We start from the raw sequence: 21,650 nt of genomic DNA, 5'->3' as shown, positions 1-21,650 counted from the left end.
CCCTCCGACTACGCTGCATCCATCCGATGATCGACCACTAAGGAGCCGCGATGCGTGTCGCCCTGTTCCTGACTTGCGTCAACGACACGCTGTATCCGGACACCGGGCGCGCCGTGGTGAAACTGCTGACCAGACTGGGCGTCGAGGTCGACTTCCCGATGGCGCAGACCTGTTGCGGACAGGCGCATTACAACACCGGCTACCGCCATGAGGCCGAGCCGCTCGCCCGGCATTTCTCCGATGTCTTCGGGGAATACGAGGCGATCGTCACGCCGTCCGGGTCGTGCGGGGCGATGGTGCGGGAACTGTATCCCCGGATGGGGGAACGGGCCCGGGCGGAAGGGCGCGGCGACGCCCTCGCGGCCACGCTGGCACCGGTCGTGCCGAAGACGTACGAGCTGACCGAGTTCCTCGTGGACGTGCTCGGGGTGACGGATGTGGGTGCCTGCTATCCGCACAGGGTGACCTATCACCCCACCTGCCACGGGCTGCGCAGCCTGGGACTCGGCGACCGGCCGCTCAGGCTCCTCCAGGCCGTCAAGGGGCTGGAGTTGGTCGAGCTGCCGGGTGCAGACGAGTGCTGCGGCTTCGGCGGGACGTTCGCCGTGAAGAACGCCGACGTCTCGGCGGCGATGGGCGCCGACAAGGTACGCAACGCCGAGTCGACGGGCGCCGAGGTGCTGTGCGCCGCGGACAACTCCTGCCTGATGCACATCGGCGGCACGATGGCCCGGCTCCACACCGACATGCGGCCCGTCCACATCGCCGAGATCCTGGCCGCCACGGAAGAGGAGCCGACAGCATGAGCGGGACGTTCGTGGGGATGCCCGCCTTCCCCGTGGCCGCGCACGAGGCCGTCAACAACCAGACCCTGCGCGGAAATCTGCGGCACGCCACCCACACGATCCGCGCCAAACGCGCCAAGGCCGTCGCCGAGGTGTCGGACTGGGCCGCGCTGCGCGAGGCCGGCAAGCAGATCAAGGACCACACGCTCCGTCATCTCGACCGCTATCTGGTCCAGTTGGAGGAGTCGGTCACGGCCGCCGGCGGTGTCGTCCACTGGGCCGCCGACGCGGAGGAGGCCAACCGGATCGTCGTTCAACTCGTCCAGGAGACGGGCGAGTCGGAGGTCGTCAAGGTCAAGTCGATGGCCACACAGGAGATCGGGCTCAACGAGGCGCTGGAGGCGGAGGGCATCCACGCCTACGAGACCGATCTCGCCGAGCTGATCGTGCAGTTGGGCAAGGACCGGCCCTCGCACATCCTGGTGCCCGCGATCCACCGCAACCGCGGTGAGATCCGGGAGATCTTCGCCCGCGAGATGAGCGAGTGGGGCCGCCCCGCACCGGAGGGTCTGACCGACACCCCGGCCGAACTCGCCGAGGCCGCGCGCCTGCACCTCCGCGAGAAGTTCCTGCGCGCCAAGGTCGGCGTCTCCGGCGCCAACTTCATGGTCGCCGACACCGGCACCCTCGTCGTCGTCGAGTCCGAGGGCAACGGCCGGATGTGCCTCACCCTCCCCGAGACGCTGATCTCGGTCGTCGGCATCGAGAAGATCGTGCCCACCTGGCAGGACCTGGAGGTGTTCCTTCAGACCCTCCCCCGCTCCTCGACCGCCGAGCGCATGAACCCGTACACCAGCACCTGGACCGGCACGACCGACGGCGACGGCCCGCGCGTCTTCCACCTGGTGCTGCTCGACAACGGCCGCAGCGACACCCTCGCCGACGAGGTCGGCCGCCAGGCCCTGCGCTGCATCCGCTGCTCGGCCTGCCTCAATGTCTGCCCGGTGTACGAGCGGGCCGGCGGCCACGCCTACGGCTCGGTCTACCCGGGCCCGATCGGCGCGATCCTCAGCCCCCAACTCCGGGGCACCGCAAGCGAGATCGACGCCTCGCTGCCGTATGCCTCGTCGCTGTGCGGCGCCTGCTACGAGGTGTGCCCGGTCGCCATCGACATCCCCGAGGTGCTCGTGCATCTGCGGGAGCGGGTCGTGGAGGGCGGGCCGGTGACCCGTGAGGGCAACAAGGTGGTGCTGCGGCCAGCGAAGGGGCATGCCGCCGAGCGGGCCGCCATGCGGGCGGCACGCTGGACGTTCGCCCACCCGGGCGCCCTGCGCGCAGGCCAGCGGCTGGCCTCCCGCACCCGCCGCTTCCATCCCCGGACGCTGCCCGGCCCGGGCAAGGCGTGGAGCGGTACCCGGGAGCTGCCGACCGTGCCCGCGGAGCCGTTCCGCGACTGGTGGCAGCGCACGCACGGCGGAAAGGACGGTGCCGAGTGAGCAGCAGGGAACGGATCCTGGGCCGCGTGCAGCGCGCGCTCGCGGATGTGCGTAAGGATGAGACGCCGTACGGACAGGCGGTTCGGCGGGACTATCTGACGGAACACGGGAACCGGACCGTCGAGCAGACGGTCGAGCTGCTGGCCGAGAACCTGGCGGACTACCGGGCGATCGTGCACCGGTGCGCGGAGGCCGAACTCGCCGCCGTCATCGGGCGGTTGCTCACCGAGCGCGGTGCCGGGACGGTCGTCGTGCCGCCGGGTCTGGAGCCCTCCTGGCTCGCGGCGGCCGACGTCGAGCGGATCGAGGACCGGGCCGAGACCACCCCGCACGAGCTGGACCAGGTCGACAGTGTGGTCACTGCGTGCGCCGTGGCCGCCGCCGAGACCGGCACCATCGTCCTGGACGGCAGCCCCGACCAGGGCCGCCGCCGGATCACCCTCATCCCGGACCACCACATCTGTGTCGTACGCGTGCCGGACCAGGTGGTCTCCTCGGTGCCCCAGGCGCTCCAACGCCTCGACCCCGCCCGCCCGTTGACCTGGATCTCCGGTCCCTCGGCGACCAGCGACATCGAGCTGGACCGGGTCGAGGGGGTGCACGGTCCGCGCACCCTGGAGGTGGTGCTGGTGACCGGTCAGCCGATCGCGGAGGTCAACTCGTAGCTCCCCGAGGGGAGTTCGAAGGAGGCGATGCCGTCCGCGAAGCCGAGGAACCGCACGCCCGCCGCCTCCGCCAGGGGCGTGCCGTGCTCGCGGACGGCCGACGGGTCGGCGGCGGGGATCCGCAGGGTCGCCGTGCTGTTGGCGGGGACGACCGCCCGGTACGTCAACTCCTCTTCCCGCACGCTCCATTCGCTGACGATCTCGCCGTAGGGCGAGAGATGCGAGCCGGTCACCCGGGTGATCCTGCCGGTGGGGTCGAGGTGCGGCCGGAGGAAGAAGTGGCGGAAACCCGGGTGGGCCGGGTCCTTGGCGATGCCGGCCATGCTCTCGTACATCCACTCCATGATCGCGCCGTAGGAGTAGTGATTGAAGGAGTTCATGTCGACCGGACCGAAGCCGTCTTCCTCGGAGTACGAGTTCCAGCGCTCCCAGACGGTGGTGGCGCCGTTGGCCACCGAGTAGAGCCAGGACGGCATCGCCTTCTGGTGGAGGAGTTGGTACGCCAGATCGACGCGGCCCTCGTCGGTGAGGACGGGCGCGATGACGTTCACGCCGAGGAAGCCGACGGAGAGGGTGTTCTCGGCGTACTGGACGCGGGTGCTGTCGGGGTGGGCCGCCTTGTAGGCCTCGCTGTTGCCGATGTTGTCGGCGAGCAGGGCGACCAGTTGGCGGCGCTGGTCCTCCGTGTCGTAGAAGCCGAGTTTGAGGATCCAGAGCAGGGCGGTCTGGGTGTCGTCCTCGGTCTTGCCCGCGCTGTTGCCGGGTGTGTACGGCGGTGGCTCGCCGAGGCTGGAGCGGACGGTGATGCGGCCCGAACCGGGGTCGGTGGCAAGGTACTTGGTGATGAAGGCGCGCTTGATGCGGGTGAAGAGTTCCTCATGGGCGGCGGCTTCGGCGGTGCGGCCGGTGGCGTGGGCCATGTCGGCCATCAGGCGGGCGCTGTAGCCGTAGTAGGCGTCGCTGATGAGCTGGGTGCTGGTGATCTGGAAGGCGAGCCAGTCCCCGAAGATCGCGCCCTGACCGGCGTGGGTGTCGCCGGTACGGTCCCGGATCCAGTCGACGTACTGGGTCATCGCCGCCCAACTGCGGTCGATGATCGTGGTGTCGCCGGTCAGCTGCCAGACCGTCCAGGGCAGGACCACTCCGCAGTCCGCCCAGCCGCTCGCCGGGAGCGGCTGGCTGTAGCGGTTGCCGGGGGCGACCCAGGGGAACTGGGCGCCGTCCGCGCCGTAGCGGCGTTGTGAGTCGATCAGGGTGTCCTGGAAGTGGCTGAGGAAGGTGACCGAATCGGCGTTGCAGAGGGCGGTGTTGGCGAAGAGCTGGGTGTCGCCGGTCCAGCCGAGGCGTTCGTCGCGCTGGGGGCAGTCGGTGGGGATCCAGAGGTAGTTGCCGCGCTGGCCCCAACGGACGTTGCTGATCAGCTGGTTGACGTCGGTGTCGTCGGTGGTGACGGTGCCGATGTCGCGGAGGGCGGAGGTGGCGACCCTGCCGGTGAGCTCGGAGAGGGTGACGGTGTCGGTCGTGGTGACCGAGACGTAGCGGAAGCCGTAGAAGGTCAGCGAGTCCTGGTGGGTCTCGCCGGCCGGGTCGCCCTTGAGGATGTAGGTGCTGGTCGCCCGGGCGGTGCGCAGGTTGGCGCGGTAGACCGAGCCGACGGGTCCGTCCGCGCCCGCGCTGTCGTCGTTGAGCATCTCCCCCGGTGCGCAGACCACTTGGGCGCCCGCCGGGCCGCGCACGGTGTAGCGGGGCACGCCGACGAGGTTCTGGCCGAGGTCGATGACGGCGGTGTCGCCGGGGTGCAGGGTGACGGAGGCGGTGGCCGCGAGGTCGGGGTCGGTCACCGTGCGGGCCGGGTCGATGACGATCCGGCCGCGGCCGTTCGCGCTGCCCTCTTCGTCGGTCACACCGGTGTAGACGGTGACCGAGCACGGCTCGCGGTCCCAACTCGGCACCAGGCGGGCGCTCTCACCGGGGTGGGCGACCAACCGGGCTTCGGGGAAGGGGTGGTTGAGCTCCTCGACGGCGGACCAGGTGGTGGTGTCGTAGCCGTTGGCTGTCCAGCCCGGGAGTTCCCGGCGGGCGTCGTAGGTCTGGCCGTCGTAGATGTCGTCGGCGCGGTAGGGGCCGGTGTCGGTGGCTCGCCATTCGTCGTCTGGTGCGGTGACGATCGTCTGGGTGGAGCCGTCGGCGTAGCGGATGAGCAGTTTCGCCTTCAGGGCAAGGGAGTTGCCGTCGACCGCGTAGTAGGGGGTGTTCTCGGAGATGCGGCTGTTGTACCAGCCGTTGCCGAGTACGGCGGCGAGGGTGATCTGGGACGGGTCCTGTGACGGGTCCGTCAGCAGGTCGGTGACGTCGTAGGTGAAGTAGTCGACGGTGGTCTCGTAGTTGGTCCAGCCGGGGGTCAGGAGTTCGTGGGTCGTGCCGTCGCCGTGCGGCACCGCGACCCGGCGGCCGTTGACGTAGGCCTCGTACACGCCGAGTGCGGACACGTACAGCCGGGCCTCGCTCACCCGCTCGCCGGTCGGTTCGGCCCGGCGGCGCAGGAGGGGCGCGCCCGCACTGTTCGGCCGCTTGCCGGCCATGCCGATCCACCGCGCGCCGTCCCAGCCGGTGACTCCGTCGGTGCTGAGGAGGCCGGTCTCGAAGTGGGCGGTGGCGGAGGTGGCCCGGCCGTGCTCGTCCCACACCGTCACCGTCCAGTGGTAGCGGGTCGAGGCGTGGAGTCCGGGGCCCGCGTAGCGGATCGCGACCGAGTCCGCCGAGTCGACGCGTCCGGTGTCCCAGAGGTCGGTCCGGTCGTCGGCCAGGTGGCGGGGTGAGGAGGCGACCTGGACGCGGTACGCGGTCTGGCGGCGGCCACGCGCGCCGGACGTCATGCGCCACCCGAACCTCGGGTGTTCCGCGTCCACGCCGAGCGGGTCGGTGCGGTGCTCCACCGTGAGGCCCGAGACGGTGGTGCCGGCAACGGCGACTGCGTCGTTCATGCCCTGTCCCTTCGACCCGCCGAGAGACGGAGTTGTATCGGTTCAGTGCGTTCGATGGTCGAAAATAGTGCGGTGAAAAACGTGTGTCCACCTCCTCGACAGCACACGATTTGAAACATTTCAAAACCGGAGCGGGCACGTCACCAGCCAGTAGGCCCCCGTTGATGGGCGGTGTCGGACCGGCGCCGTTAGCGTGAGGTCATGATCCGGTTCGAGCAGGTCGGCAAGCGGTATCCGGACGGTACGACGGCCGTGGACGGGCTGTCCTTCGAGGTGTCCGAGGGCGAACTCGTCACGCTCGTGGGCCCGTCCGGCTGCGGCAAGACGACGACCATGATGATGGTCAACCGGCTCATCGAGCCCACCTCCGGCCGGATCCTCGTCAACGGCGAGGACATCGCCTCCGTCGACCCGGTGCAGCTGCGGCGCCGTATCGGATACGTCATCCAGCAGGTGGGGCTCTTCCCGCACCGCACGGTCCTCGACAACACGGCGACCGTGCCGTCCCTGGTCGGCTGGAAGCGGGCCAAGGCGCGGGCGCGGGCCGCCGAGCTGCTCGATCTGGTGGGCCTGGACCCGAAGACCTACGGGTCGCGCTACCCGGAGCAGTTGTCGGGCGGTCAGCGGCAGCGGGTCGGGGTGGCGCGGGCACTGGCCGCCGATCCGCCGGTGCTGCTCATGGACGAGCCGTTCGGTGCCGTCGACCCCGTGGTGCGGGAGCAGTTGCAGGACGAGTTCCTGCGGATGCAGGCCACTGTGCGCAAGACGGTGCTGCTGGTCACGCACGACATCGAGGAGGCGGTACGGCTCGGGGACCGTATCGCCGTGTACGGGCAGGGGCGGATCGAGCAGTACGACACTCCGGGCGCGGTGCTCGGCAAGCCGGCGACGCCGTACGTCGCGTCGTTCGTGGGCGCGGACCGGGGGCTGAAGCGGCTGTCGGTCACCGCGATCGAGCCCGACGACCTGGAGCAGCCGCCGGTGGCTCGCGTCGACGAACCGGCCCTTCGGGCAGCGGAACGGCTGCGGGTCGAGGGCGCGCGGTGGGCCGTGGTCCTCGACGCGCAGGGCGAATTGCAGGGGTGGGTCAAGGCCGACGAACTCACGGCAGGCGGCACGGTCGGGGAACGCGCGCACCGGATGAACGCGTGGGTGCCGGTGGGCGCCCCGCTGAAGCAGGCGTTCGGTGTGATGCTCCAGCACGATGCCGGGTGGGTCGCCGTGCTGGACGGTGCGCGCTTCCTCGGTGTGCTGACTCCGGCGAAGCTGCACGAGGCCTTGCGGCGCTCCGTGGACGCGGACGCCCTCGGAGTGCCGCGCGGACAGGTGGACTTCGACTCGGTTGCGGACGCGTGAGGGTCGGCTCCCGGCCCAGGAGGGCTCAGGAGTAGGTGATGGGGCAGCCCTGTCGCAGCGAGTGCTGGGCGGCTCGCAGGTACAGGGCCACGTAGAAGGCCGTGTCCAGGTCCTCGCTCCAGCGGCCGGGGCGGGCAGCGGCCAGTTCCTCCGCCTCGCCCTCCAGGAACCAGAAGGTGAGCGCGAGGTTCTCGGTCGCTTCCGGTACCTCGGCGGGCAACTCCAGGGCCGCCGCCAGCCGTTCGGCGAGGGCGAGCACCTGGGGCGCTCCCGCGATCACCGTCTCGTCCGTGTACGCGGAGCCGATCGGCAGCCGTATCTCCGCGTCGAGCGAGACCGGCACCAGGACCGTCCAGTCGCCGATCAACGCACGTTCCTCAGGCGTCAGCCGAGCGCGGCAGAGCGCGTCGAAACCCTTCATGGGCGGGCTCAGTTTCTCCTCGAAGCCCAGGGCCCCCTCCCGCTCCGCCTCAGCCGCGTAAGGCGGCAGCCCGCGCCGGGTCAACTCCGCGTCGAGCCCCTTGGCGATCGCCCCCATCCCCCCTTCCCCCGTGTCCTCACGCAGCCACTCTCCAACACCGACATCGATCAGATAGACACCCATGCCCGAAAGCTACAACCCGCCACTGACAACGGCCCGAACCTCACTTCAACAGACCCTTGTCCTTCAGATACGTCCGCGCCACGTCCTGTGCCAACCGCCGCCAGCTGTCGACCTGTTGGTTCATCGATGCCAGATCGGCGGTGGTAAGGACGTCGTTGAGTTTCCCCAGCGCCTTGGTCACGCCGGGACTCCCCGCACGGGAGCGGTTGACGACCGGGACGACGTAGTCGGCGTTCTGGAGGTGCTTGTCGTCGGCGAGGAGGACCAGGCCGAACTCGTCGAGGGTGGCATCGGTGGTCGTGGTCAGCACCATCTGGTCCTGGCCGCTCCGCACCGCGCTCTTGGCCTGGGTCGTGCCGACGCCCTTGGGGTCGACGGCGGTGACGTCGATGCCGTAGGTCTTCTTCAACCCCGGTTCGCAGTAAGGCCGTTGCACGCACTCGTCGCCCGCCGCGAGCCGTACCTCAAGTCCCGACGCGCCGAGGTCGCTGAGGGTCTTGAGGTGGTGTTCCCGCGCGTACGAGCGGGCCACGGCGAAGGCGTTCTGGTCGACGGCCTTTCCGGGGTCGAGGACGGTCAGCCCGCGTGGGGTGGCCAGTTGGCGCAGTGCCTTCATCGTGACCGCGAGATTCGGTGAGCCGACGGCCGGGGCGTCGGGGCCGTTGGTCTTCGCGTTGAGCCAGTCGGCGAAGGTGGCCGCGTACTCGGGTACGACGTCGATCTGCCCTGATTCCAGGGCGGGTTCGTAGAGTTCGCGGTTGGCGACGGTGAGCAGGGACGTCTTGTAGCCGGCCTGCTTCAGCAGCAGCGAGTACATCTGGGCGAGCAGGTCGCTCTCGGTGAATCCGGCCGAGCCGATGGTGAGGTGGTGGCTGTCGCCGGGTGGCGCGGTGACGGCGCTCCGGTTCTCCAGGGAGGGTCCGGTCGAGCAGCCGGTGGCCGCCAGGAGCAGTACGGCCGCGACGGTGTGCCGCCTCATCGCGCTCCCCTCGCCCAGCGGGGCGACAGTCGCTCGGCGACCTCGAAGACGCCCTCGACGAGCAGCGCGAACACGGCGACGAGGACCGCTCCGGCGACCACCTGTGCGGTGTTGGCGAGGTTGAAGCCGGCGGTGATGATGCGGCCGAGTCCGCCGCCGCCGGCGAGTGCGGCGATGGTGGCGGTCGCGACGAGTTGGACGGCGGCGATCCGTACGCCGTTCAGCAACAGCGGGAGCGAGAGGGGCAGTTCGACGCGGAACAGCATCTGACGGCCGGTCATCCCCATGCCGCGCGCGGCCCGCACCACATCGCGGTCGACCTCGCGCATGCCGACGTACGCGTTGGTGAGCAGCGGCGGTACGGCGAACAGGACGAGGGCGACGACCGTGGGCCCCTCGCCCCAGTTGCCGATCGGGGTCAGGAGCAGCAGGACCAGGACGGCGAAGGTGGGTACCGCGCGGCCGATGTTGGAGATGTTGACGGCGAGCGCGCCGCCCTTGCCGAGGTGGCCGAGGACGAGCGCGACCGGGAGCGCGATCAGGCAGCTGATGACCAGGCAGACGACGGTGAGGACGAGGTGCTGCGCGAGGCGGTGCCAGATGCCGTCGTCGCCGCTCCAGTGGGCGGAGTCGGTGAGCCAGTGCCAGGCGTCGGTGAGGGTGTTCATCCGCGCACCGCCCTGGTCCAGGGGGTGATCAGCCGTTGTACGAGCAGCAGGAGCAGGTCGGCGACGATCGCGATCACCACGCACAGCACGGACGCGGTGAGCACCTGTGCCTTGAAGTAGGTGTTCATGCCCGCGTAGATGAGGTTGCCGAGACCGCCGAAGCCGACGATCGCGCCGACCGTCACCAGCGAGACCGCCGAGACGGTGGCGATGCGCAGGCCGGCCATCGCGGCGGGGAGGGCGAGGGGCAGTTCGACGGTGAGGAGGAGGCGGATCGGGCCGTAGCCCATGCCGCGTGCGGCCTGTCGGGTCTCCTCGGGTACGGCGCGCAGGCCGGCGAGGATGTTGCGGACGAGCAGGGTGAGTGAGTACAGGACCAGTCCGGCGACCACGAGGGTGGCCGAGAGGCCGTAGACGGGAAGCAGGAGCGAGAACATCGCCAGGGACGGGATCGTGTAGAGGATCGTCGTGACGGCGAGTACGGGTCCCGCGGCCCAGCCCCAGCGGCGGGCCACGACCGCGAGGGGCAGGGCGACCGCCAGGCCGATGAGCACCGACATCGCGGTGAGCTGGAGGTGCTGGCCGACCGCGTCGAGGAGGATGTGGCGGCGGGTGCTCAGATACTCGCCGCAGATCCACTCGTTGCGGGCGAGGCAGTCGTCCGGGGGCGCGGTCACCCCACCATTGCATCGGGCGGGCCGGTGGGCGGCTCGTTCTGCTGACCCGTACGGGGTGTCGCTGGGTACACCCCTCGATACGGGTTCTGCGCCCAATGTGCGCCGCCCGCCCGCTCCGTAGCGTCGTGGGCGAGGCACAGGGCGTGCCGCACGGAGGGTGATGGCGATGTTTCGCACCGCACGACGCACGCACGACAAGGGACCCGCAGCCGAGGCGCTGCGGCTGGTCAAGGTCAGCAGGACCTACGGCCGTGCCGACAGCGCCGTGACCGCGCTGGACGGGGTCACGCTGAGCCTGGAGCGCGGCACCTTCACGGCGGTGATGGGGCCCTCGGGGTCCGGGAAGTCGACGCTGTTGCAGTGCGCGGCGGGGCTCGACCGGCCGGACAGCGGGATCGTGATGGTCGACGGCGCGGAGCTGACGGGCGGGAGCGAGGCGGAGCTGACGCGGTTCCGGCGGGGGCGGATCGGGTTCGTGTTCCAGCAGTACAACCTCCTCGACACGCTCACCGTGGCGCAGAACACCGTGCTGCCGCTGAAGCTGGCCGGGCGGCGCGTCGACCGTACGCGGGTCCGGGAGGTGCTGACGGCGGTCGGTCTCGGGGACCGGCTCGGCCACCGCCCCGAGCAGCTCTCCGGCGGTCAGCGGCAGCGGGTCGCGATCGCCCGCGCGCTGGTCACCGAGCCCCGGGTGATCTTCGCGGACGAGCCGACCGGCGCCCTGGACACGCGCAGCGCGCGGGACGTGCTGCTGCTGTTGCGGGAGGCGGTGCGGGTGCACGGGCGGACCGTGGTGATGGTGACGCACGACCCGGTCGCGGCCTCGTACGCCGACTCGGTGGTGTTCCTCGCGGACGGCAGGCTCGCCGGCCGGATGCACGCGCCGACCGTCGACGCGGTCGCCGAGCGGCTGGCGCACCTGGGCGACGACGTGACGGTGGGGGTGTGAGCGATGTTCGTACTGGCGATGCGTTCGGTCCGGCAGCGGCCGGGGCGGTTCCTGGCGACCCTGCTGGCCGCGTTCCTCGGCGCGGCGATCATCATGACGTTCAACTCGCTGCACGACACGGCGGCACAGCACGGCATCGACTCGGTGAGCGCCGAGACGCTGTCCACGTCGGCGAGTGTCGTCGGCGGCTACGGCACGCTGCTGGTGTTCTTCGCCGTCGCCTCGACGCTGACGGTCAATGTGCGACAGCGGTCAAGGGAGTTGGAGACGCTGCGCCGCTCAGGGGCGACCCCGGCGCAGCTCAGGCGGATGGTCGTGGGTGAGGCGGTGGCCGTCGCCCTGCTGGGCGCGCTGCTCGCCGTCGGTCCGGCGATGCTCGGCGGACGGGCACTGTTCGGGGTGTTCCAGGACAGCGGCCAGGTGGCGCGGTCCGTCGACTACTCCTTCGGTCCCTTCGCCCTCCAGTCCGGCCTCGGCATCACCCTGCTCGCCTCGGCGGGCGCCGCGTTCCTGGCCGTACGGCGGGCGACGCGCGGGCGTCGACAGCCGGGCCGGGCAAGGACGTTGCTCGCGTACGGCGCGCTGGTCGCGGGTGTGCTGTCGGTGTCGTCGACCTTCGCGTTCTCCGCGACGGACGCGGCGCTGATGGCGGCACCGGCGTACGGGGCGATCCTGCTCTCGGTGGGGCTGGCGCTACTGGCGCCCCGGCTGCTGAAGTCGCTGCTCGACCGCCTCGAACTGGCGGGCGCGAGCGGCTGGTTGGCCGTCCGCAACCTGCGCGAGCGGGCCGCCGAGTCGGCCGGGATCCTGATGTCGCTCATCCTGTTCACTGCGGTGTCCACGGCGACGCTCTACATGCAGGCGGTGGAGAGCGACGCGGTGACGGCCTCGGGGCTGACGAAGTCGGTGGACGCGAAGAACCTGGAGACGCTCAACTTCACGGTCGTCGGCATCATCGTGGTCTTCGTCTGCGTGATGCTCGTCAACTCCCTGTACGCGGCGACGACTTACCGGGCCCGGGAGTTCGGCGGACAGCGCCTGGCGGGCGCGACTCCGGGACAGGTGCTGCGCACGGTGGGCACCGAGACCGCGATCCTCACGATCACCGGAGTGCTGTCCGGCACGGTGACCGCGCTGGCGGGGATCATCCCGTTCACCATGGTCCGGAGCGACTCGGTGCTGCCGCACCAGGGGCTCGGCATCTGGCTGGCGGTCGTCGCGGTGGCGGCGACGGTGACATTGGGGACGAGCTTGCTTACGGCACGGCGGGTGCTGCGGACGCCGGCGGTGGAGGCGGTGGGGTTGGCGGCGTGAGTCCTGCCGGACGGGTCAGGGGCAGTCGGGCTGTCGCTTGTCCGCGGCGCCGTCGTGGCTGGTCGCGCAGTTCCCCGCGCCCCTTCAGGGCGCGCAGAACGGGGCAGCCGCCATAGCGACCGGCGTTCAGGCGACGCCGGCCGCGTCCAGCAGTATCGTCACCGTCTCCAGGGTGAGCCCGTCCAGCCTCTCCAACCTCGCTCCGGCGCGGGCGCTCGCGCCGTCGAAGATCAGCATCAACTGGCGTGCCAACAGGGCGGGATCGTGCGCGCCCCCCAACTCAGCCTGGCCTCGAAACGCCTCCTGCAACGACTCCTTCGCGGCGCGGGCCACCACGCTCGCCGGATGCTCGGGGTCCTTCAGCTCGACCAGTGCGGCGAGAAAGGGGCAGCCCATGTACTCGGGTTCGGCCGACGCCTTCTCCGCCTGCTCGAAGACGTGGAGGATGCGTTCGCGGGGCGTACCGGCGTCGTCCGGGATGGGCATGAGCCGCGCCGCGTAACCGGGGGCGCGGCGCTCCAGGCTCGCGGCCAGGACCTCGTCCTTGCTGTCGAAGAGCTGGTACATCGACCGTTTAGAGACTCCGGCGGACCGGCACAGCGCCTCGACGCCGATGGAGACGCCGTCGCGGTAGAAGAGCTCGGCCGCCGCGTCGAGCAGCCGGTCTCGGGGGGACGCCTTGTCTGTCGTGGCCATACCGCGAGGTTACCGCGCCGGAAGCCGAGAGGAAACCGATCGGTGTACAGGCTTGCGCGGCGGCCCGATCACGGGCGACAGTGGAGGTGAACAAGCGCTTAGACATATAGCTGGATGAGCTGGGATGTCGATGCGCCGTCCTCGATGTCCTCGACGCACCGCTCCCGATCCGCCGGAGGCCCCGTTGTTCCGTTCCGTCGACGAAGTCGCCGCGCGCCTCGCCGAGACCGGCTATCTGGCCTCGCCCGCCGTCGCCACGACCGTGTTCCTCGCCGACCGCCTCGGCAAACCGCTCCTGGTCGAGGGCCCGGCCGGCGTCGGCAAGACGGAGCTGGCGAAGGCCGTCGCCGAGGTCGCCGGGGCGGAGCTGGTCCGGCTCCAGTGCTACGAGGGCGTCGACGAGTCCCGCGCGCTGTACGAGTGGAACCACGCCAAGCAGCTGCTGCGCATCAGCGCGGGCCGCGACGAGAGCTGGGACGAGACCCGCACCGACATCTTCAGCGAGGAGTTCCTGCTCCCCCGCCCGCTGCTCACGGCGATCCGGGGCGACGACTCCAAGGTCCTGCTGATCGACGAGACCGACAAGGCGGACGTCGAGGTCGAGGGCCTGCTGCTGGAGGTGCTCAGCGACTTCCAGGTCACCGTCCCGGAGTTGGGGACCATCACCGCGACCCGCCGCCCCTTCGTCGTCCTCACCTCGAACGCGAGCCGTGAACTCTCCGAGGCGTTGCGCCGCCGCTGCCTGTTCCTCCATATCGGCTTCCCCGACGAGGAGTTGGAGCGCCGGATCGTACGGCTGAAGGTGCCGGGGCTCGGCGAGACGCTGGCCGAGTCGGTGGTCCGGGTGGTCGGGGCGCTGCGGGAGATGGAGCTGCGGAAGGTGCCGTCGGTGGCCGAGAGCATCGACTGGGCCCGCACCCTCCTGGCCCTCGGCGCCGACACGCTCGACGAGACGGTCGTACGGGACACCCTCGGCGTGCTCCTCAAGCACCAGGACGACATCCTCAGGGCGGCGGCGAAGCTCGACCTGGACGCGGTGTGACCGCCGCCGGGGTCACCGATGTCGCCGAGCGGCTGACGGGCCTTGTCGCGGCGCTGCGCGCGCACGGTCTGCGGATCGGGACCGGCGAGACCGTCGACGCGGCACTGGCGATGGAGGCCCTCGGGTTCACGGACCGGGAGCTGCTGCGCGAGGGACTGGCCGCGACGCTGCTGCACGGGACGACCCAACGCCCGGTGTTCGACCCGGTCTTCGACCTCTACTTCCCGCGCGGCATCGGCGCACCCCAGGGCGAGGCCACCGGCCGCGACGACCTCCGCGACCGGCTCGCGGCGGCGCTGGCCGCCAACGACCGGGCGTTGATGGGGCAGTTGGCGGCGGAGGCCGTCGACGGTTTCGGCGGCTACGGCAACTCCCCCACCACGGACGGCTGGTCCTCGCACCAGACGCTGGAGTGGCTGCGCCCGCAGACGCTGCTGGCCCGGGTGCGGACGAGCATCCGGGCGCAGGGCGGGGACGCCGGATTCACCGACCGGCTGCTGGACGACGAGATCCGGCAGCGCATCGAGGGCTTCCGGCGGCAGGTCGCCGGGGAGGCGCGGCGCCGGGTCGCCGAGCGGCGCGGCCGGGACCGGATCGCCCGGCGGGCGGTGGCGCCGACGGCCGACCGCGTCGACTTCCTGTTCGCCGGACGGGCCCAACTCGCCGAACTGCGGAGGGCTGTTCAGCCGCTGGCCCGGAAGCTCGCCACGCGTCTCGCCGCCCGCCGGCGTCGCGCCTCCCGGGGCACGATCGACCTGCGCCGCACGCTGCGCGGTTCGCTGTCCACGGGCGGGGTTCCGATGCGGCCAGTGCTGCGCAGACGTCGGCCGGTCCGGCCCGAACTGGTGCTGCTGTGCGATGTGTCGGGCTCGGTGTCGGGTTTCTCCGACTTCACGATGCTGCTGGTGCAGGCGCTGCACGACCAGTTCAGCAAGGTCCGTGTGTTCGCCTTCGTCAACCGCCTCGACGAGGTGACCGGGCTGCTCGCGCACGGCACGGCCGACCCCGAGGGCCTGGGCACCCGCATCCGCGCCGAGGCCACCCTCACCGGCTGGCACGGAAGCAGCGACTACGGCGTCGCCCTGGGCGAGTTCGCCGAGCGCTACGGCGACGCGGTCGGCCCGCGCACGACCGTGTTCGTGCTCGGCGACGCCCGCACCAACATGAGCGACCCGAATCTCCCGGCCGTCCGGCACATCGCCCAACGGGCCCGCCGGGTCTACTGGTTGAACCCCGAGCAGCGCTCCCAGTGGGGCACCGGCGACTCGGCAGCGCCGGACTACGCTGAACTGGTCGAGATGCACGAGTGCCGGAACGCGAAGCAACTCAGCGCGCTGGTCGGGCGGTTGCTGCCGATCTGAACTAGACAGCGGTCAACTGCGGGTAGAGGGCGCCCCCTTCGGCGGACAGCCCTGCCTTCACCTGGCGGGTCAGCTCGTCGGCCAGCACCTCGAAGGCGCCGGACTCGATGCCGTCGAGGGCCTGTGCCGCCACGCTCTCGGGGGTGGACTTGGGCCCGTCGACGTGTGCGGCCATGTCGGTGTCGACGTAGCCGACGTGCAGTCCGGTGACCTCGATGCCGCGCGGCTTCAGGTCCAGGCGCAGGGAGTTGGTCTGCGACCAGAAGGCTGCCTTGGACGCGCTGTAGGAGCCGGCGATGCCGACCCAGGACAGCACCGAGTGGAAGTTGAGGATGTGGCCGCCGCCGTTGCGCTCGATGATCGGCACGAAGGCGCGCGTGACGAGCAGCGGGCCGTAGAAGTTGGTCTCGAACTCGCGGCGGATGTCCTCGACCGGCGAGTCCAGGAAGTTCGCGTTCACGGACGCGCCCGCGTTGTTGATCAGGATCGTGACGTCCTGCGCCTGCTCGGCCGCCGCCGCGACGGACGCGGGGTCGCCGACCTCCAGCGCCAGCGGTACGGCGTCCGGGTGGGTGACCGTCTTCGGGTCGCGGGCGGTGGCGTACACCTTCTTGGCGCCGCGCTCGTACAGGGCCTCCACCAGTGCGCGGCCGATGCCACGGCTGCCGCCGGTGACGAGGACGACGGAACCTTCGATGTTCGTCATGGAGATCTCCGGGATGAGGGGATGCCGCAGAGCACCCGACAGATGCGGAAACCGATCGGTTTCCTCACGTCGACCACAGTAAACCGATCGGTTTCCATGGGCAAGCCCGCAGGCCGGACCACAAGCGGGCATGCCGCCGAAACGCGCGATGATGTACGCCATGAGCGACCCCCGCGTGGACCTGGCCACCTTCCCCACCCCCCTCGAACCGGCGCCCCGGCTGGCCGCCGCGATCGGGCTCGGCCCGGACGACCTGTGGATCAAGCGCGACGACCTGACCGGCCTCGGAGGCGGCGGCAACAAGATCCGCAAGCTGGAGTGGACCGTGGGCGCGGCGCTCGCCGAGGGCGCGGACACCCTGGTCACCACGGGCGCCCCGCAGAGCAACCACGCCCGGCTGACGGCCGCCGCCGGAGCCCGGCTGGGCCTTGCCGTGGTGCTGGTGCTGCGCGGATCACCGGGTGTCTCGCGCTCGGGGAACCTCGCCCTGGACGGGCTGTTCGGCGCCCGCGTCGCCTGGGCCGGCGAGGTGGACCAGGCCGGACTGGACCGGGCGGCGGCCGAGGTCTTCGAGCAACTGCGCGGCACCGGCGCCAAGCCGGCGTTGATCCCGTTCGGCGGTTCCAGCGCGCTCGGCGCACGCGGGTACGCGCACTGCGGCGAGGAGTTGCGCGAGCGGCTCCCCGATCTCCGTACCGCCGTGGTCGCGCTCGGTTCGGGCGGCACGATGGCGGGGCTGGTGATCGCGCTGGGGGCCTCGTCGGTGCTCGGCGTCGACGTGGGCGCGCTGCCCGAACCGGCCGCCGCCGTAAGCGAGTTCGCGGATCTGCCCACGACGGAGGGACTGCGGATCCGACACGACCAGGTCGGCGACGGCTACGCCTCGCTCACCGCGCCGACCGCCGAAGCGCTCACGCTGGCCGCCCGCACCGCCGGGCTCGTACTCGACCCGACGTACACGGGACGGGCGATGGCCGGTCTGATCGCGGCCGTCCGGGACGGTGACATCAGGCCGGGCGAGCGGACGGTGTTCGTGCACACGGGCGGACTGCCCGGCCTTTTCGGACACGGGGAGGGTGTCGCGTACGCGGAGGGGCAGGTCGTCGAGTACCGGGCATGACATACGCGCCCGGCGGGTGCGGGCCGCGGGGCGCGTACGTCCGGAGGGGCTACGGAGCCTTCGCGTAGTCCGTGGCCATGGCGCCGGCGAAGTCGTACACGATGACCTGTTCGTCGCCGACGACCCACGCGTCGTGTCCCGGCGGGCACACGAAGACGTCACCGGGGCCGACTTCGCTCTCGCCGCCGTCGTCCATGCGGAGATGCATCCGCCCCTGGACGACATAACCGTTGTGATGGATCTCGCAGCTCTTGGTGCCCGCGATCGGGGCCACGGACTCGGACCAGCGCCAGCCCGGCTCGAACGTGCCCACCGCGAAGTCGAGTCCGGTCAGGTGGACCGCTTCGAGGTGGCCGCGGGGGAAGTCACGCCGCTCGTCCGGCTTCTCGACCGTCTTCACTTCCAGCATGACGGGTGCCTCCATTCCGGCCGCGCACAGCACGACCGGGGCCGGTCTCCGTCTCCCGGCGACCCCGAACGGCACCGGCGCTCCGGCGGGGGCCGCGCCCCACCACTCCATCGTCTGCCTGTCCACCCGGGAGCGCCATTCGGGGGAACGGAGGCCGGGGCCGGTCCGGCGGATCGGGCCGCGGGAAATCACCGGCCCCGGGGCACGGTCACGCCGAACCGCTCGCGCACAGCTGCGCGAACCGCTCGGCGCCGATGTTGCCGCCCGAGACGATCACTCCCACCCGGCCGGTGACCGGGCCCGCACGGCCGGCGAGGAGCGCGGCCAGCGGGGTGGCGCCGCTCGGCTCGACGACGATCTTCAGCCGCTCGAAGGCGAACCGCATGGCGTCCTTGATCTCCTCGTCGCTCACCAGCGCGATCTCGTCGACCAGCCGCCGGTTCACGGAGAAGGTGAGCTCACCGGGCGTCTCGGCCGCCTGCCCGTCGGCGATGGTGCGCGGCACCGGGATGGTCACGCGCCGGCCCGCCTCCAGGGACCGCTTGGTGTCGTCCCCGGCCTCCGGTTCGACGCCGATCACGCGGGTGCCCGGGTTCAGCCCCTTGACGGCGGTGGCCGTCCCGGCGATCAGCCCGCCGCCGCCCACGGGCGTCAGTACGGCGTCCAACTCCCCCACCTCCTCTACGAGTTCGAGTGCCGCCGTGCCCTGTCCGGCCATGACGTGCGGATGCTCGTAGGGCGGGATGAGGGAGAGTCCGCGCTCGGTCGCCAGGGCCTCGCCGATGGCCACCCGGTCGCCGGTGTAGCGGTCGTAGGTGACGATCTCGGCGCCGTAGCCCGCGGTGGCGGCCAGCTTCGAGGCCGGGGTGTCCTCGGGCATGACGATCACCGCGGTGGTGCCGAGTTCACGGGCGGCGAGGGCGACGGCCTGGGCGTGGTTGCCGGAGGAGTAGGCGGCGATGCCCCGGGCGAGTTGCTCCGGGGTCAGCCGGGAGGCCGCGTTGTAGGCGCCGCGGAACTTGAACGCGCCGATCCGCTGGAAGTTCTCGCACTTCAGGAAGACCTGGGCGCCGACGAGTTCGTCAAGAGTGCGCGAGCGCAGCACTGGTGTGCGGTGGGCGACACCCTTGATCTGCGCGGCGGCGTCGCGGACGTCGTCGAGGGTGATGGGCGGAATGGTGGTCGTCACGCGGGTCCTCCATCGGAAGGAGCGGAGTCGGATGGGGCGGCCTGTGTGCCGGTCGTGGCGCGGGCCTGGGACAGGTAGGTGTAGGCGGAGGCGCGGGAGATGCCCAGCCGGGCGGCGACCTGCTCGACCGCCCGGCGCACGGCGAAGACCCCGTGCTCGTCGAGGCTGCGGAACAGCTCCAGCCGCTCGGCGCGGCCGAGTTGGACCCAGGTCCCGCTCCGCCGCAGCTGATGGGCGTCGACGATGGCCTCGACGACGGAGTCGATGTCGTTGCCGAAGGTGGTCGTACCCGACGCCTCGCCCGTCCTGGTCCCGGCTCCCGTCCCGGTCCCGGCTCCCGCGCCGAGCCCGGTGAGCACGGCCTGCGCCTGCTGTACGGCGGTGACGTCGACGTTGACGCACAGCGCGCCGAACACCGCGCCCGTCGAGTCGCGCAGCACCATCGTGGACGACTTGAGCAGTTGACCGCCCTTGGTCCGGGTGAGGTAGTTCAACTCGTCGCCGGCCTCGTCCCCGCGCGCCAGCACCCGCAGCCCGATCTCACTCATCGCACCGCCCACCGAGCGCCCGGTGACAGCTCCGGCGACGGCGACCACGGACTTCTCCGGGTGCCGGTAGTCGTGCAGCACCACCTCGCACACCGGCCCGAAGGTGGCCGCGATCCCCTCGACGACGGAGCCCAACGCACCGATGATCGCGTCCCGTTGGGCGTCCAGGGCAGGGTCGCCGTCCACGCTTCCCCTCTCTCAAACTTAGACAGTCAGTCCAATCACTATACGAAAATTCCAGCGATCCATCCATCGGCCCAAGCGCCCGCGCACTCCGACCGCTCCCCCTTGACTCTCAAGCCGCTTGAGATCCCATAGTGATCGGCATGAACGAGCTCTACTCCATCGGAGACGTCGCCCGCCGCACCGGCCTGAGCGTGAGCGCGATCCGGTTCTACGCCGACGAGGGCGTCGTCGCACCCACCGGGGTCACCGGGGGCGGCTTCCGGCAGTACGACGTGCACGCCATCGCCCGGCTCGAACTCGTGCGGACCCTGCGCGACCTGGGCGCCGGCCTGGACGACATCCGCCGGGTACTCGGCGCCGAGACCACCCTGCACGATCTGGCGGTCGCTCATCTGCGGCTGGTCGAGGACCGGTTACGGCAGTTCCGGGCGCGCTCGGCCGTGCTGCGGACCATCGTGCGGCAGCACACCACGACGGAACAGGTGAGCCTGATGCACAAGCTGGTGTCGATGTCCGACGACGACCGCGACCGGATCGTCGGCGAGTTCTGGGACTACGTGACCGAGGGCCTGGACGTCCATCCCACCTACATCGAGCAGTTGCGCAGCAGACGGCCGCGGCTGCCCGAGGAACCGTCCACCGAGCAGTTGGAGGCCTGGATCGAACTCGCCGAGATCGTAAGGGACTTGGAGTTCCGCACAGCGCTGCGGGACTTCTTGCACCGCACCTTCGGCACCGAGCAGGGGCGGCTGATCGCGTCGCCGGAGATGATGGCCCGCATCGAGCGGCATCGGCAGCTCTTCCTGGAGGCGCAGGCTTCCCAACAGGCGGGCGTACCGGCGGACTCACCGCAGGCACGGGACATCGCCGAGCGCGTGGCCGCCGACTCGGCGAGGCTGGTCACCGCGATGACCGGGGACCACGGATACGACGCCGCGAAGGCCAGGCGCCACATCGTCGACTTCGACCCGAACGGCAGCTCGGCGCAGAAGCTGGCCGGCTCAACCGGCCTGCAACTGCTGACCAGATACCACTCCCTGGTGGCAACGATCAACGGCACCCCCAAGCCGGACCCGGAGCGGGCGGCGGCCGTCCGCGAGTGGATGGCCGCCGCCCTGCGCCAGGGCCCGTCCAACGGATGACACGGCCGAAGTCCCGGCCGTCCTGCCGCACCATGTGATCGACGGACAGCGGGATGAGCCGGATGGTGCGGCCGGAAAGAGAACCGTTGCTCATCACCGCACCGAAGCTCCGGCCCAACGTCCCTCACCCGGCCTCCTGAACCGCCTGGGCGAGTGAGCGGCGAGCGCGACAGTCGACAGCCACGCCGCGGTCACATTCGAGGATGCCGCCGCCGGGCCTTCCAACGCCGGAGTCTGAAGGCGATCACGGAGACGAGCGCGACGACCGGGCTCGCACCGGCGACCGCGTTGTCCGCCTTCGGCGCCACGCCCGTGCAGTGCGGGCGACGCCGCGCCGGTGGGCGCGGCCCGTGCGGCGGAGGCGGGGGATCCCTGCTGAACCTCCGTGGCGGACGTTGCGTATCCATCCGCAGGGACAACTCCGGTCTCTGCCACGGGATGTGACGTAAGGAGAGCGCCGTGCCCACACCGCCCTCGTCCGACTCGGCGGACGACCGCACCGCGCTGGAGCCCATTCGCGTGCTGCGCCCGCGCAGCACCTCCGCGCTGGCCCAACTCCTCGACGACATACGCCAGGACGAGCACTACCGCGGCCACGCGACCGAGACCGCGCCAGTCCCGCACACCGCTCCCGACGGCGAGACGGAGGAACTTCCGCCCGTCCCCGGCCGCAGGACCGAGCAACTCCCCGCGGTCCGCCCGCGCCTGGGCCCCGGACAGCGCCGGGCGGCCGTGCTGATCGCGGTCGCCGCGGCGGCCGTCGCCGGCTTCGGG

At 71.0% G+C, this 21,650-nt stretch carries 20 protein-coding genes; 10 read left to right on the top strand and 10 right to left on the bottom strand.

All coding sequences use genetic code 11. From position 1 onward, the window contains the following. Window positions 1-50 precede the first annotated feature (50 nt). From ACQHII_RS43460 to ACQHII_RS43450, 3 genes are read left to right on the top strand one after another with little or no spacing between them, the layout of a single operon-like run. Window positions 51-806: a (Fe-S)-binding protein gene (locus ACQHII_RS43460; RefSeq protein ID WP_427924434.1), complete on the top strand. Its 756-nt coding sequence runs from the start codon at window positions 51-53 to the stop codon at window positions 804-806. Further along, on the top strand, window positions 803-2,281 hold the full coding sequence (locus ACQHII_RS43455; RefSeq protein WP_427924433.1) for a LutB/LldF family L-lactate oxidation iron-sulfur protein: 1,479 nt from the start codon (window positions 803-805) through the stop codon (window positions 2,279-2,281). The genes ACQHII_RS43460 and ACQHII_RS43455 overlap by 4 nt, the downstream gene beginning before the upstream one ends. Continuing rightward, window positions 2,278-2,946 (top strand): LutC/YkgG family protein, encoded by a 669-nt coding sequence (locus tag ACQHII_RS43450; RefSeq protein WP_427924432.1) that lies wholly within the window; start codon window positions 2,278-2,280, stop codon window positions 2,944-2,946. The genes ACQHII_RS43455 and ACQHII_RS43450 overlap by 4 nt, the downstream gene beginning before the upstream one ends. Here ACQHII_RS43450 and ACQHII_RS43445 read toward each other — a convergent pair. After that, complete coding sequence (locus ACQHII_RS43445) at window positions 2,919-5,930, bottom strand: family 78 glycoside hydrolase catalytic domain (protein WP_427924431.1); 3,012 nt, start codon at window positions 5,928-5,930, stop codon at window positions 2,919-2,921. The genes ACQHII_RS43450 and ACQHII_RS43445 overlap by 28 nt on opposite strands. 201 nt (window positions 5,931-6,131) lie before the next feature. On the opposite strand from ACQHII_RS43445, the gene ACQHII_RS43440 reads away from it, so the two are divergent. Further along, entirely contained in the window at window positions 6,132-7,286 is a 1,155-nt protein-coding gene (locus ACQHII_RS43440) for a betaine/proline/choline family ABC transporter ATP-binding protein (RefSeq protein ID WP_427924430.1), read from the top strand. A 25-nt stretch (window positions 7,287-7,311) separates the two neighbouring features. Here the strand turns inward: ACQHII_RS43440 and ACQHII_RS43435 are convergent, their stop codons facing one another. The 4 genes from ACQHII_RS43435 to ACQHII_RS43420 are packed head-to-tail and all read right to left on the bottom strand — an operon-like array spanning window position 7,312 to window position 10,214. After that, window positions 7,312-7,890 carry a hypothetical protein gene (locus tag ACQHII_RS43435; RefSeq protein WP_427924429.1) on the bottom strand — a complete coding sequence of 193 codons (579 nt, stop codon included), beginning with the start codon at window positions 7,888-7,890 and terminating at the stop codon, window positions 7,312-7,314. A gap of 40 nt (window positions 7,891-7,930) precedes the next feature. Beyond that, window positions 7,931-8,869 carry an ABC transporter substrate-binding protein gene (locus tag ACQHII_RS43430; protein ID WP_427924428.1) on the bottom strand — a complete coding sequence of 313 codons (939 nt, stop codon included), beginning with the start codon at window positions 8,867-8,869 and terminating at the stop codon, window positions 7,931-7,933. After that, complete coding sequence (locus ACQHII_RS43425; RefSeq protein WP_427924427.1) at window positions 8,866-9,537, bottom strand: ABC transporter permease; 672 nt, start codon at window positions 9,535-9,537, stop codon at window positions 8,866-8,868. Before ACQHII_RS43425 ends, ACQHII_RS43430 begins: the two co-directional genes overlap by 4 nt. Further along, the gene (locus ACQHII_RS43420; RefSeq protein ID WP_427924426.1) at window positions 9,534-10,214 is read right to left on the bottom strand and encodes an ABC transporter permease; all 681 of its coding nucleotides are present in this window, start codon (window positions 10,212-10,214) and stop codon (window positions 9,534-9,536) included. Before ACQHII_RS43420 ends, ACQHII_RS43425 begins: the two co-directional genes overlap by 4 nt. Before the next feature lie 166 nt (window positions 10,215-10,380). Between ACQHII_RS43420 and ACQHII_RS43415 the strand changes: the two genes are divergently transcribed. Continuing rightward, window positions 10,381-11,163, top strand: a complete 783-nt coding sequence (locus ACQHII_RS43415; RefSeq protein ID WP_427924425.1) for an ABC transporter ATP-binding protein — start codon at window positions 10,381-10,383, stop codon at window positions 11,161-11,163. Window positions 11,164-11,166: 3 nt separating this feature from the next. After that, complete coding sequence (locus tag ACQHII_RS43410) at window positions 11,167-12,477, top strand: FtsX-like permease family protein (protein ID WP_427924424.1); 1,311 nt, start codon at window positions 11,167-11,169, stop codon at window positions 12,475-12,477. Window positions 12,478-12,603: 126 nt separating this feature from the next. On the opposite strand, the gene ACQHII_RS43405 is transcribed toward ACQHII_RS43410, so the two are convergent. Further along, on the bottom strand, window positions 12,604-13,173 hold the full coding sequence (locus ACQHII_RS43405) for a TetR/AcrR family transcriptional regulator (RefSeq protein ID WP_427924423.1): 570 nt from the start codon (window positions 13,171-13,173) through the stop codon (window positions 12,604-12,606). A gap of 184 nt (window positions 13,174-13,357) precedes the next feature. Here ACQHII_RS43405 and ACQHII_RS43400 point away from each other — a divergent pair, with 184 nt between their 5' ends. Beyond that, window positions 13,358-14,215 carry an AAA family ATPase gene (locus ACQHII_RS43400; RefSeq protein WP_427924422.1) on the top strand — a complete coding sequence of 286 codons (858 nt, stop codon included), beginning with the start codon at window positions 13,358-13,360 and terminating at the stop codon, window positions 14,213-14,215. Further along, window positions 14,212-15,576: a vWA domain-containing protein gene (locus tag ACQHII_RS43395; RefSeq protein WP_427924421.1), complete on the top strand. Its 1,365-nt coding sequence runs from the start codon at window positions 14,212-14,214 to the stop codon at window positions 15,574-15,576. Before ACQHII_RS43400 ends, ACQHII_RS43395 begins: the two co-directional genes overlap by 4 nt. Window position 15,577: 1 nt before the next feature. Here ACQHII_RS43395 and ACQHII_RS43390 read toward each other — a convergent pair whose 3' ends face one another. Continuing rightward, window positions 15,578-16,282 (bottom strand): SDR family oxidoreductase, encoded by a 705-nt coding sequence (locus ACQHII_RS43390; protein ID WP_427924420.1) that lies wholly within the window; start codon window positions 16,280-16,282, stop codon window positions 15,578-15,580. A gap of 160 nt (window positions 16,283-16,442) precedes the next feature. Between ACQHII_RS43390 and ACQHII_RS43385 the strand changes: the two genes are divergently transcribed. Further along, window positions 16,443-17,402 (top strand): pyridoxal-phosphate dependent enzyme, encoded by a 960-nt coding sequence (locus ACQHII_RS43385; RefSeq protein WP_427924419.1) that lies wholly within the window; start codon window positions 16,443-16,445, stop codon window positions 17,400-17,402. A 49-nt stretch (window positions 17,403-17,451) separates the two neighbouring features. On the opposite strand, the gene ACQHII_RS43380 is transcribed toward ACQHII_RS43385, so the two are convergent. The 3 genes from ACQHII_RS43380 to ACQHII_RS43370 all read right to left on the bottom strand — a co-directional run bounded on the left by ACQHII_RS43380 (window position 17,452) and on the right by ACQHII_RS43370 (window position 19,734). Beyond that, window positions 17,452-17,811 (bottom strand): cupin domain-containing protein, encoded by a 360-nt coding sequence (locus tag ACQHII_RS43380; RefSeq protein WP_427925535.1) that lies wholly within the window; start codon window positions 17,809-17,811, stop codon window positions 17,452-17,454. 208 nt (window positions 17,812-18,019) lie between these two features. Beyond that, complete coding sequence (locus ACQHII_RS43375; RefSeq protein WP_427924418.1) at window positions 18,020-19,000, bottom strand: threo-3-hydroxy-L-aspartate ammonia-lyase; 981 nt, start codon at window positions 18,998-19,000, stop codon at window positions 18,020-18,022. Further along, entirely contained in the window at window positions 18,997-19,734 is a 738-nt protein-coding gene (locus tag ACQHII_RS43370; RefSeq protein WP_427924417.1) for a helix-turn-helix transcriptional regulator, read from the bottom strand. Before ACQHII_RS43370 ends, ACQHII_RS43375 begins: the two co-directional genes overlap by 4 nt. A gap of 140 nt (window positions 19,735-19,874) precedes the next feature. On the opposite strand from ACQHII_RS43370, the gene ACQHII_RS43365 reads away from it, so the two are divergent. After that, window positions 19,875-20,876: a MerR family transcriptional regulator gene (locus tag ACQHII_RS43365; RefSeq protein ID WP_427924416.1), complete on the top strand. Its 1,002-nt coding sequence runs from the start codon at window positions 19,875-19,877 to the stop codon at window positions 20,874-20,876. Window positions 20,877-21,650: the final 774 nt, after the last annotated feature.

The organism is Streptomyces sp. cg40 (assembly GCF_050320165.1).
GTDB classification, from domain to species: domain Bacteria; phylum Actinomycetota; class Actinomycetes; order Streptomycetales; family Streptomycetaceae; genus Streptomyces; species Streptomyces hokutonensis.
This window is presented reverse-complemented; position numbering and strand designations above follow the sequence as displayed.

Bases quoted from the DNA above. Each gene is read 5' to 3' on its own strand.
- ACQHII_RS43460 (WP_427924434.1), top strand. From the start codon at position 51: ATGCGTGTCGCCCTGTTCCTGACTTGCGTCAACGACACGCTGTATCCG.
- ACQHII_RS43455 (WP_427924433.1), top strand. From the start codon at position 803: ATGAGCGGGACGTTCGTGGGGATGCCCGCCTTCCCCGTGGCCGCGCAC.
- ACQHII_RS43445 (WP_427924431.1), bottom strand. From the start codon at position 5,930: ATGAACGACGCAGTCGCCGTTGCCGGCACCACCGTCTCGGGCCTCACG.
- ACQHII_RS43440 (WP_427924430.1), top strand. From the start codon at position 6,132: ATGATCCGGTTCGAGCAGGTCGGCAAGCGGTATCCGGACGGTACGACG.
- ACQHII_RS43435 (WP_427924429.1), bottom strand. From the start codon at position 7,890: ATGGGTGTCTATCTGATCGATGTCGGTGTTGGAGAGTGGCTGCGTGAG.
- ACQHII_RS43430 (WP_427924428.1), bottom strand. From the start codon at position 8,869: ATGAGGCGGCACACCGTCGCGGCCGTACTGCTCCTGGCGGCCACCGGC.
- ACQHII_RS43425 (WP_427924427.1), bottom strand. From the start codon at position 9,537: ATGAACACCCTCACCGACGCCTGGCACTGGCTCACCGACTCCGCCCAC.
- ACQHII_RS43415 (WP_427924425.1), top strand. From the start codon at position 10,381: ATGTTTCGCACCGCACGACGCACGCACGACAAGGGACCCGCAGCCGAG.
- ACQHII_RS43410 (WP_427924424.1), top strand. From the start codon at position 11,167: ATGTTCGTACTGGCGATGCGTTCGGTCCGGCAGCGGCCGGGGCGGTTC.
- ACQHII_RS43405 (WP_427924423.1), bottom strand. From the start codon at position 13,173: ATGGCCACGACAGACAAGGCGTCCCCCCGAGACCGGCTGCTCGACGCG.
- ACQHII_RS43390 (WP_427924420.1), bottom strand. From the start codon at position 16,282: ATGACGAACATCGAAGGTTCCGTCGTCCTCGTCACCGGCGGCAGCCGT.
- ACQHII_RS43385 (WP_427924419.1), top strand. From the start codon at position 16,443: ATGAGCGACCCCCGCGTGGACCTGGCCACCTTCCCCACCCCCCTCGAA.
- ACQHII_RS43380 (WP_427925535.1), bottom strand. From the start codon at position 17,811: ATGCTGGAAGTGAAGACGGTCGAGAAGCCGGACGAGCGGCGTGACTTC.
- ACQHII_RS43365 (WP_427924416.1), top strand. From the start codon at position 19,875: ATGAACGAGCTCTACTCCATCGGAGACGTCGCCCGCCGCACCGGCCTG.